Source organism: Mesorhizobium sp. M7A.F.Ca.US.005.03.1.1, assembly GCF_003997975.1.
GTDB lineage: Bacteria > Pseudomonadota > Alphaproteobacteria > Rhizobiales > Rhizobiaceae > Mesorhizobium > Mesorhizobium ciceri.
The window spans coordinates 1-10,411 of the sequence record NZ_RZRO01000150.1 but is presented as its reverse complement, the minus strand read 5'-3'; the positions used below and the strand labels follow the sequence as shown (position 1 = coordinate 10,411).

Here is a 10,411-nt window from a genome sequence, read left to right as displayed (position 1 = left end):
TGGTCTTGGCCTCGACCAGGCGGCGCGCAATGGTCTTGCGCATATTGTCATGCGGGACGAGGTCGTAGGAGCCCTGTTCGAACAGTTTCAGCACCTGATCGTCCGACATCGCCTTTACCGGCGCGGCGGGAGCAGCAGCGGGCGCGCCAGCCGGAGCCTTGGCGGCAGGCGCCGCCTGGGCGCCGCCACCGGCAATCGCCGCGTCGACATCCGCCTTCACCACCCGGCCATGCGGACCGGTGCCGGTCACGGCAGACACATCGACACCGGCTTCCTTGGCTATGCGACGTGCGAGCGGCGACGCGAAGGTGCGTCCTTCCGGCGACTGGCTGATCTCCCCCCTTGTGGGAGAGATGGCCGGCAGGCCAGAGGGGGGCGTCTCGCGCTGAGAGGACGGCGGGACAGCGCCCCCCTCTGTCGACTTCGTCGACATCTCCCCCACGGGTGGGGAGATTGGCGCCTTGTCCTGCTTGGCCTCGGCTTTCGCTGGAGCAGCATCGCCCCCGCTTTTCGCGGCAGCGCCTGCATCCTCACCTTCGGCAGCGAGCACGGCGATCAGAGCGTTGACCTTGACGCCTTCGGTGCCGGCGGGAACGACGAGCTTTGCGACCGTGCCCTCATCGACAGCCTCGACTTCCATCGTCGCCTTGTCGGTCTCGATCTCGGCAATGACATCGCCCGGCGAAACCTTGTCGCCTTCCTTGACGAGCCACTTAGACAGATTGCCCTCTTCCATCGTGGGCGACAGGGCCGGCATGGTGATGTTGATTGGCATTTTGTCCTCCCGCCCGGTTCAGCGATATGTGACGGCTTTGACCGCCTCGATGACTTCGCCGACGTTCGGCAAAGCCAGTTTCTCCAGGTTGGCGGCATAGGGCATCGGCACATCCTTGCCGGCGATGGTGATGACCGGCGCGTCGAGGAAATCGAAGGCGCGCTGCGACACCTGGTTGGCGATATGGTCGCCGACCGAGTTCTGCGGATATCCCTCTTCGACAACGATCAGCCGGTTGGTCTTCTTGACCGAGGCGATGATGGTGTCGAGATCGAGCGGCCGGATCGTGCGCAAGTCGATGATCTCGGCATCGATGCCCAAGCCGCGCAGCTCGGCTTCCGCCTTGACCGCATAGGTCATGCCGATGCCGAAAGAGACGATGGTGACGTCCTTGCCGGTCTTGTGGATGCGCGCCTTGCCGATCGGCAGCACGAAATCATCCAGCTTCGGCACGTCGAAGGACTGGCCATAGAGGATCTCATTCTCGAGGAAGATGATCGGATTGGGATCGCGGATCGCCGCCTTCAACAAGCCCTTGGCGTCGGCGGCGGTGTAGGGCATCACCACTTTCAGGCCCGGAATGTGGCTATACCAGGCGGCGTAGCACTGCGAGTGCTGTGCGGCGACGCGTGCGGCGGCGCCGTTCGGTCCACGGAAAACGATCGGCGCACCCATCTGGCCGCCAGACATGTAGAGCGTCTTGGCGGCGGAGTTGATGATCTGGTCGATCGCCTGCATGGCGAAGTTGAAGGTCATGAACTCGACGATCGGCTTCAGGCCGGCCATCGCCGCGCCGACGCCGACGCCGGCAAAGCCATGCTCGGTGATCGGCGTGTCGACGACGCGCCGCGGCCCGAATTCCTGCAGCAGCCCTTGCGTGATCTTGTAGGCGCCCTGGTATTCGGCGACCTCCTCGCCCATGACGAAGACATCGCCGTCGCGGCGCATTTCCTCGGCCATCGCATCGCGCAGCGCTTCGCGCACCGTGGTCGAGACCATCTCCGTGCCGGCCGGAATGTCCGGATCGGCGGCGATTTCCGTCTTCGGTGCAGCAGCCACCGGCGCGGCAGCCGGTTTTGCGGCCTCCGCCTTGTCCTCCGCCGCGGCTGGAGCCTCTGCCTTTGCCGGTGCTTCCGCCTTGGCGGGAGCCGAGGACTTGCCGATATCGCCGGCACTTTCGCCGTCCTGCAGCAAAACGGCAATCGGTGTGTTGACCTTGACGCCTTCGGTGCCGGCGGCGATCAGGATCTTGCCAAGCGTGCCTTCGTCGACGGCCTCGACTTCCATCGTCGCCTTGTCGGTTTCGATCTCGGCGATGACGTCGCCGGCGACGACCTTGTCGCCCTCATTCTTCAACCACTTGGAAAGATTGCCCTCTTCCATGGTCGGCGAGAGAGCGGGCATGAGAATTTCGATCGGCATGTCCTTGCCCTCCCGTTACAATACGATATCGGTCCAGAGCTCGGACGGATCCGGCTCTGCATCGTTCTGGGCAAATTCGGCGGCGTCAGCGACGATGTCGCGGACCTCCTTGTCGATGGTCTTAAGCTCGTCCTCGGTTGCCCACTTCTTCTCGATGAGCCGCGCCTTGACCTGTTCGATCGGGTCATGGTCGGAGCGCATCTTCTGCACTTCTTCCTTCGAGCGGTATTTCGCCGGATCGGACATCGAGTGACCGCGATAGCGATAGGTCTGCATTTCGAGAATGATCGGCCCGTTGCCGGCGCGGCACCATTCGGTCGCCTGGTCGCCGGCGGCCTTGACAGCGCGCACGTCCATGCCGTCGACCTGGATGCCGGGAATCTTGAACGAAGCGCCACGGTGCGAAAAATTGGTTTCCGCCGAAGAGCGCGACACCGAGGTGCCCATGGCATACCGGTTGTTCTCGATGATGTAGATCACCGGCAGCTTCCACAGCGAGGCCATGTTGAAGCTTTCATAGACCTGGCCCTGGTTGGCCGCACCGTCGCCGAAATAGGTCAGCGAGACATTGTTGTTGTCGCGGTAGCGGTTGGCGAAGGCCAAGCCTGTGCCGAGCGACACCTGGGCGCCGACGATGCCGTGGCCGCCATAAAAGTGCTTTTCCTTGGAGAACATGTGCATGGAGCCACCCTTGCCCCGTGACAGGCCGCCGCGACGCCCGGTCAGCTCGGCCATGACGCCGCGCGGCGACAGCTCCATCGCCAGCATGTGGCCGTGGTCGCGATAGGCGGTGATCATCTGATCGCCGTCGATCAGCGCCATCTTCATGCCGGTGACGACCGCTTCCTGGCCGATATAGAGGTGGCAGAAGCCGCCGATGAAACCCATGCCGTAGAGCTGGCCGGCCTTTTCCTCGAAACGACGGATGAGCAGCATGTGCCGGTAAGCGGCAAGCTCTTCGTCCTTGGTGAATTCGACAGGTTTAGAGGCCGAAAGCCCCGATTTGCCGTCGGATTTGGATTTGGCAGGCGCTTTTCTGGCGGCGGTGGCCATGCATCACTCCCTGTTGGCGTCTCTTCGTGGACATTAGAGCAGGATGAAATCTGCTCTGGGGAGATCAGCTCCTCCCCACCGATTTTAGGGAGGCTAACACGCGTCAAAGCGTTGCGCCATGCCGAATTTGCATAGCTGGCATGCGCCTAAGTGATTAAAATCATTGAAAATATTGGTGATTAACTTGAAATCAGTTATTTTGCCGAGGTCGGCAACATAATGGTGATTTCGTCAGCTTGGGACAGATTGAGCGCCTTGCGCGCCTGCTCATCGAGCATGTCCTTCTCGAGCGTGCCTTCATGCATCAGCCGAACGCGGCGCTCGAGCTCCATGCGGCGCGCCTTGATCGCATCGAGCTGGCCCTGCAGCGCAACCGTCTGGGCTTCCAGCTGATATTTCGAGTAGATACCGAATTCGCCGTGATAGGCATGAAAGCCGAAATAGGCCAGGAACGCCACGCAAAGCGAGGGAATGATCAGCCGGCCGGTGTTTCTCTGCTTGTGCTGACGCGTCCACATCGCCCGATTCCTCTAGAGCATGATGCCGAAAAGTGTGAAGCGGTTTTCGGACGACATCATGCTCTATCTCTTTGATTTAGAGTCGGATTCAGATTTCAGGTCGAACAGACCTGAGATCATCCGGCTCTAGCCCGCGAACTCAGGCGGCTCACGATCTTTCTCGCCCGATTGTGCTTAACGGACGGTTACGGGTGACCTGTTTGGCGGCGCCGAAACGAAAAAGGGCGGGAATGCTCCCGCCCTTTTGTCCGGTATCGATGAGCCGGTGTTTCCGGATCAGCCCTTGACCACCGACTTGCCGGCGTAGCTTGCCTGCTTGCCGAGCTCTTCCTCGATGCGGATCAGCTGATTGTACTTGGCCATGCGGTCCGAGCGCGACAGCGAGCCGGTCTTGATTTGTCCGCAATTGGTGGCGACGGCGAGATCGGCAATGGTCGAATCCTCGGTTTCGCCCGAGCGGTGCGACATCACGGCGGTGTAGCCGGCCTTGTGCGCGGTCTCGACGGCGTCGAGCGTTTCCGTAAGCGAGCCGATCTGGTTGACCTTGACCAGGATCGAGTTGGCAACCCCCATGCGGATGCCGTCGCGCAGCCGCGCCGTGTTGGTGACGAACAAATCGTCGCCAACCAGCTGCGTCTTCTTGCCGATCAGGTCGGTCAGGTACTTCCAGCCTTCCCAATCGTCCTCGGCAAGACCGTCCTCGATCGAGATGATCGGATAGTCGGTGGCAAGCTTGGCCAGGTATTTGGCCTGGGCCTTGGGATCGCGCGTCTTTTTCTCGCCTTCATAGACGTAGTTGCCGTCCTTGAAGAACTCGGTCGCGGCGCAATCGAGGCCGAGCGCGATCTCGTCGCCCGGCCTGAAGCCGGCCTGCTCGATCGATTCCATGATGAAATCGAGCGCCACCGGAGCGCTTTTCAGGTTCGGGGCAAAGCCGCCCTCGTCGCCGACATTGGTGTTGTGGCCGGCATCCTTCAGTTTCTTGCGCAGCGTATGGAAGATTTCCGAACCCCAGCGGACACCTTCGCGCAGCGTCGGCGCGCCGATCGGCAGGATCATGAATTCCTGGAAATCGATCGGGTTGTCGGCATGCGCGCCGCCATTGATGATGTTCATCATCGGTACCGGCAGGAGATGCGCCTTGGTGCCTCCGACATAACGGTAGAGCGGTAGGCCGGCGGCATCAGCGGCCGCCTTGGCCACCGCCAGCGAAACGCCGAGAATGGCGTTGGCGCCAAGCCGGCTCTTGTTGGGCGTGCCGTCGAGCTCGATCATGGTCTGGTCGATATGAATCTGGTTTTCGGCTTCCATGCCGCCGATGGCCTCGAACAGCTCGCCGTTCACCGCCTCGACGGCTTTGAGCACGCCTTTGCCGAGATAGCGGGCGCCGCCGTCGCGCAGTTCGACGGCCTCGTGGGCACCGGTCGAAGCACCCGACGGCACCGCCGCGCGGCCCATCGAGCCGTCTTCGAGAATGACATCGACCTCGACGGTCGGATTTCCACGGCTGTCCAGGATTTCACGCCCGACAATGTCGACGATGGCGGTCATTTGCGATGTCCTCGATTGATCTGAAGAATGCCGCACGTCTTAGCCAAAGTGCTGCAAAAGGCAATCGGCCCGCTGGCAATTATTGCCGCGGCATCGGCCTCCGAACGATTCACGAAGCGCAAATCGCCGTCATCATAAGTCATGTACGGTCGGCTGACTTCCGGTTAAGGTGCAGCGCGCGGGGCGAAACAGGAGGAGTTTCGCCATGTCTCAGTTGAGCGGTATCGTGAGTCTGTTTCTGATCGCGGCGGCATTCCTGACGTCATGCGACAATCAGCAGTCGCCGCCGAAGGCGATGGCCCCCTTACACGTCAGCGAATAAGCCGGAATCCAAAGCGGCCCCGTCTCTCCCGACGGGGCCGCTTTGTCGTTGTTGTTAATGCCAGTAAGGCGTGACCTTGTAATAATTGTAGGATTCGTCGCGCGCCGCCTCGCCATCGGCACCGGTCAGTTCGTTGATCGAATAGGCCGGTGCCGCCATGAGTTGTTCCTTGGAAAACGGTACGACATAACCGCCCTTGTCCTCATCATAGTCGAGGCTTGCCCACGGAATGGCGTGATATTTCTCGCCGATGCCAAGGAAGCCGCCAAAACCGATGACCGCGAACATGATGCCGTTCGCCATCTTGTCGAGCATCACATCCTCTATACTGCCGATGCTTGTGCCTTCGGTGTTGTAGACCGATGTGCCGATGACCCGCGAAGCGGCGATGGCTTGGGTGTGGCCAGTCTGGGTTGCCATGATTGTGCTCCTCATTGTGGTTTCGAACCATAATTGGACAATGAGGGGCGCGGGCGAAGGTTCCCGACTTTTTCGGCGTCGACCGATCACTCCGCGAGGATGAAGGTAACCTTCATGTTGACGCGATAAGCAACGATCTTGCCGTCCTGGACGACGATCTTCTGGTCCTGGATCCAGGCGCCCTCGACGTTCTTCAGCGTTTTGGATGCGCGCGCAATTCCCTGTTCGATGGCGTCCTGAAAGCTCTTCTTCGACGACGATGTGATTTCGGTGACGCGGGCGACAGACATGGCTTCCTCCTGCCAAAACGCTCATTTGCCGGTCGAGCGTACAGGCGGCTTGCGCCGTCCACAAGCATCGGCGGTCGACAGAGGATATCTCCGGCCTAGAGACCCTTGGCGATGCGGTCGAATGCCATCAGCCGCTCGAGTAAAGCGGGCATGTCCTTCAACGGCAGCATGTTGGGGCCGTCGGAAGAGGTCGAGTTGTCAGGATCCTGATGGGTCTCGATGAAGACGCCGGCAACGCCGACAGCGACGGCCGCGCGCGCCAGCGTCTCGACAAAACGACGTTCACCGCCCGAGGAACCGCCCTGCCCGCCCGGCTGCTGCACCGAATGGGTCGCATCGAAGATCACCGGCGCGCCGATCTCTGCCATGACAGGCAAAGCGCGCATGTCGGAGACCAGCGTGTTGTAGCCGAAAGAAGCACCGCGCTCGGTGGTCAGCACATTGGCATTGCCGGATCCGGTGATCTTGGCGACGACGTTCTTCATGTCCCAGGGGGCAAGGAACTGTCCCTTCTTCACGTTGATGACCTTGCCGGTTTTCGCCGCGGCGACCAGCATGTCGGTCTGGCGCGACAGGAAAGCCGGAATCTGCAGGACATCGACATGCGGCGCCACGATGGCGCACTGCTCCTCGGTGTGGACATCGGTCAGCACCGGGAGCGAAAATTCCTTGCGCAGTTCGTCGAAGACGGGAAGTGCCGCGTCCATGCCGGCGCCGCGCGTCGCCGACAGCGAGGTGCGGTTGGCCTTGTCGTAGCTGGTCTTGTAGACGAGGCCTATTCCGAGCCTGCCGGTCAGTTCCTTCAGCGCGCCGGCCATGTCGAAAGCGTGCTGACGCGACTCGAACTGGCACGGGCCGGCGATCAGCGACAGAGCCGCCTTGTTGTCGAAGACGACATTGCCGACAATTACCGCTGAATTGGGCGCGACGGGCTTGTTCATTTGGTCTCCCGGAAGATGAAAGCCGCGCCCTGTCCGGGTGCAGGCTGCACGACAATATCATTGCCCGCTATATCGTGTTGGATGGAATTGGCCGCAAGCAGCCTCGATGTCACATCGGCGTTCCGAACCGAAAAGACCACCGCTGCGAAGCGTAGATCTGTCGGCGCGCCGGCCGGCAGGCCAAAGCGCGCGGTGAAAGCCGCGCGGTCAAGCATGCTCAAATCTGCATTCGGCAGGGAAAACATGCCGCCCTGCCTTTCGGCGGCCGGATTATCCACCGTGACAGAAATCAACTCATGCTGCTTTCCAGGCGCATCGCTGACCGCCAAGATCTCGACAATTCCGGTCGCGCCGTTGGCGTGGGCCTGCAAAGCCGCGCGGTCGACATCAGGCGCGTTGACCCGCTCGCAGGCAAACAGGAAGGCGTCCGTGGCTTCGGCTCCGGCCGCGAAAGCGAGCTTGAACGATGCGATGTCGCTCTTGCCGGCCGGGTCGGTGAAAGCGCGCGAAAAACCCAGCATGTCTCCAGCCGAGATGCCGGCATCGACATAGCGTGCATGGTCGGCATCGGCATTGCCCGTACCTAGAACAATGGCGGAAAACCCCTCGTCGCCGTTGCTGTCGCGATAGGCGCGATCACGCGTGACGAAGACATTGCCGTCCGCGATAGCCTTTGCCGCCACCTGCTCGTCGCCGACCGCCAGCGGTTCGAGATACGTGCCGTCGGCCAGGAAAACACAGCAGTTTTCCGTTCCGAAGGGATGGATGCCGGTCGGGGCCACGACGAAGCCAAGCGCGGCGAGCCGGGCTCGCGCCACCTCAAGGCCCTGCGTTGGCAGCACCAGGTGATCGAGCGGATGAGTGCCAGTGATGGTTCGGGTCATGCAGCCGCGATGTGCATCATTCCGCAAATCGGTTCAAGACTTGATCGCAATCCCGGCCATTTCGCCCCCGCCAGTTCACCGGACGTCGAAAAAGGCACCAGTTGGGACAAAGCCTCGATCAGCTTCCGGCAACGACATCGGCGGAATAGCGCAGTTCGCGCATCGGTTTGACCTTGCTGGTGGTCTGCGCATAGAGCGGGTGCGCCTTGTAGGCGGCCAGCGCGGCGTCATCGGCGAACTCCGCATAGACGACCACGTCGACCTCGTCCGACAGCGGATCCACCTTGGTGTTGAGCGTGACCTCGAACAGGCTGGAATGAGGAATGTTGCCGAGCGCCAGCAAGCCGGTGCGCACAGCCTCGACATCCTCTTTTCGCCGCGCGCTGAAGAAAACGATATGCCGGATCAACCCCGCCTCCTCGATCAAAATGCTGGGGTCTTTTGTGACGGCAGGACGTTGGCGTCAATCGACTAGGATGTCGCGGCTGCCGCCACTGGAGTTAAGCTCTGCCGGTAACATATCGCACAACATGGCTAAGCTCTCTCACTGTTGTGTCGAGATAGCGGCCCTGATTGTACATGCCATCCCAGATCAGGAAAAACGCGATGGCGGCAATGACGATTACATAACGCATGGCTAGATCTATCGCACGAGCAATTCTGCGACCATAGGCGTTTTTTGCGCGCTCGGCCTTTGCTGTGCAAAAAAGCGGATTCTCGCTGGCGCAAGCATTCCGCGTGGCACAGCCCCGCTTGCGGCCTGCCTCTTGAAGTTTCGCCGCATGACGTGGAAGATCGCCGCAGGGATTCACTGGGAAGCGCTAAAGCTCTGGTAAAAGAGCGCGTGTTTCATTCGAGCCCGCCCGTCACTGAGCCGGTCAGCGCCCGGGACCGGCAACGGCGTTCGAAGCTGGCGAATGATCCAAGAGAACCGTGGCTCGGCAATCTGCCCCGACACCGCGGAAATCCAGGGGGCACGAGATGGCACAAAAGGAACTTTTTGGCGCAGCATTGAGCGACGCGGTCAGGCTCGATGAGTTCAATTTCGCCGAGATTGTCAAAGGTCTGCCGGCGAAAGCGCGCATGGTGCTGTCGGCGGCGATGAACCTGCCGCGCGGTTCGCTCAAGGTGAGGCTGCCGGACGGCCGCGCCGTCCTCGTCGGCGGCAAGGGACCTGGCCCAGATGCCGAACTGGTGCTGAAGAATTGGCGCTTGCCCGGCCGCGCCTTTTCCGGCGGCACGATCGGCGTAGCCGAATCCTACATGGACGGCGATTGGGAAAGCCCTGATGTGACCAGCTTCCTGGAGCTGTTCGTGGTCAATTCGGTCATTGGCGAGCGTATCGCGGGCGGCACCAGTTGGCTGATCAACACCGTCCAGCGCATCCGCCACTGGTTCAACCAGAACACCCGCACCGGTTCGAAGCGCAATATCTCGGCGCATTACGACCTCGGCAACGCCTTTTACAAGCAATGGCTCGATCCGAGCATGACCTATTCGTCGGCGCTCTACACGACCGGAGCCAACGACCTGGAAAGCGCCCAGGCCGCCAAATATCGCGCGCTGGCGAAAGACACAGGGATCGGCCCGAAGGACCATGTGCTGGAAATCGGCTGTGGCTGGGGTGGCTTCGCCGAATTCGCCGCACGCGAGATCGGCTGCCGCGTCACCGGGCTGACGATCAGCCGCGAGCAGCACGATTTTGCAACGGCTCGCATCGCCAAGGCTGGCCTTGCCGAAAAGGTCGACATCAAGCTGCAGGACTATCGCGACGAAACCGGCACCTATGACCGCATCGCCTCGATCGAGATGTTCGAGGCGGTCGGCGAGAAATACTGGCCGGTGTTTTTCGGCAAGATGAAGGCTTGCCTGAGACCCGGCGGCACCGCCGGCCTGCAGATCATCACCATCAACGAAGCCGCCTACGACACCTATCGCGCAAGGCCGGATTTCATCCAGCGCTATGTTTTCCCGGGTGGCATGCTGCCGACACCGTCGATCCTGAAGACACTGGGCAAGGATCATGGCCTTGCCCATCTGCGCGAGCGCGTGTTTCCGGATGACTATGCGCGCACGCTTGCCGAATGGCGCCACCGGTTCTGGGCGTCATGGGAGAAGATCGTCCCGCTCGGCTTCGACGACCGCTTCAAGAAGCTCTGGGAGTTCTACCTGCACTATTGCGAGGCCGGATTCCGCGCCAGCTACATCGACGTGCGCCAGGTGGTCTACCAGGCG

At 61.3% G+C, this 10,411-nt stretch carries 11 protein-coding genes; 1 reads left to right on the top strand and 10 read right to left on the bottom strand.

The features are described from left to right. The 10 genes from EN990_RS33420 to EN990_RS33370 all read right to left on the bottom strand — a co-directional run. On the bottom strand, positions 1-775 hold a 775-nt coding region (locus tag EN990_RS33420; protein ID WP_127388539.1), incomplete at its 3' end, for a biotin/lipoyl-containing protein. Positions 776-793: 18 nt separating this feature from the next. Continuing rightward, positions 794-2,197 carry a pyruvate dehydrogenase complex E1 component subunit beta gene (locus tag EN990_RS33415; protein WP_013531482.1) on the bottom strand — a complete coding sequence of 468 codons (1,404 nt, stop codon included), beginning with the start codon at positions 2,195-2,197 and terminating at the stop codon, positions 794-796. 15 nt (positions 2,198-2,212) lie between these two features. Beyond that, the gene (pdhA, locus tag EN990_RS33410) at positions 2,213-3,250 is read right to left on the bottom strand and encodes a pyruvate dehydrogenase (acetyl-transferring) E1 component subunit alpha (RefSeq protein ID WP_127385339.1); all 1,038 of its coding nucleotides are present in this window, start codon (positions 3,248-3,250) and stop codon (positions 2,213-2,215) included. Positions 3,251-3,444: 194 nt separating this feature from the next. Then, the gene (locus EN990_RS33405) at positions 3,445-3,768 is read right to left on the bottom strand and encodes a septum formation initiator family protein (protein WP_027038975.1); all 324 of its coding nucleotides are present in this window, start codon (positions 3,766-3,768) and stop codon (positions 3,445-3,447) included. Positions 3,769-4,044: 276 nt separating this feature from the next. Further along, positions 4,045-5,319 (bottom strand): phosphopyruvate hydratase, encoded by a 1,275-nt coding sequence (gene eno / locus EN990_RS33400; RefSeq protein ID WP_127385340.1) that lies wholly within the window; start codon positions 5,317-5,319, stop codon positions 4,045-4,047. Positions 5,320-5,695: 376 nt separating this feature from the next. Then, positions 5,696-6,061 (bottom strand): PRC-barrel domain-containing protein, encoded by a 366-nt coding sequence (locus EN990_RS33390; RefSeq protein WP_127369200.1) that lies wholly within the window; start codon positions 6,059-6,061, stop codon positions 5,696-5,698. A gap of 86 nt (positions 6,062-6,147) precedes the next feature. Then, entirely contained in the window at positions 6,148-6,351 is a 204-nt protein-coding gene (locus EN990_RS33385) for a dodecin family protein (RefSeq protein ID WP_013531476.1), read from the bottom strand. Between the two features lie 95 nt (positions 6,352-6,446). After that, a complete protein-coding gene (gene kdsA, locus EN990_RS33380) occupies positions 6,447-7,292 on the bottom strand; it encodes a 3-deoxy-8-phosphooctulonate synthase (protein WP_013531475.1) in 846 nt (281 codons plus the stop codon). After that, positions 7,289-8,176: a VOC family protein gene (locus EN990_RS33375; protein WP_127385341.1), complete on the bottom strand. Its 888-nt coding sequence runs from the start codon at positions 8,174-8,176 to the stop codon at positions 7,289-7,291. Before EN990_RS33375 ends, kdsA begins: the two co-directional genes overlap by 4 nt. 118 nt (positions 8,177-8,294) lie before the next feature. Then, the gene (locus EN990_RS33370) at positions 8,295-8,585 is read right to left on the bottom strand and encodes a Dabb family protein (protein ID WP_013531473.1); all 291 of its coding nucleotides are present in this window, start codon (positions 8,583-8,585) and stop codon (positions 8,295-8,297) included. A gap of 572 nt (positions 8,586-9,157) precedes the next feature. Here EN990_RS33370 and EN990_RS33365 point away from each other — a divergent pair. Next, positions 9,158-10,411: cyclopropane-fatty-acyl-phospholipid synthase family protein (locus EN990_RS33365; RefSeq protein ID WP_164766205.1), on the top strand; the 1,254-nt coding region annotated here is incomplete at its 3' end.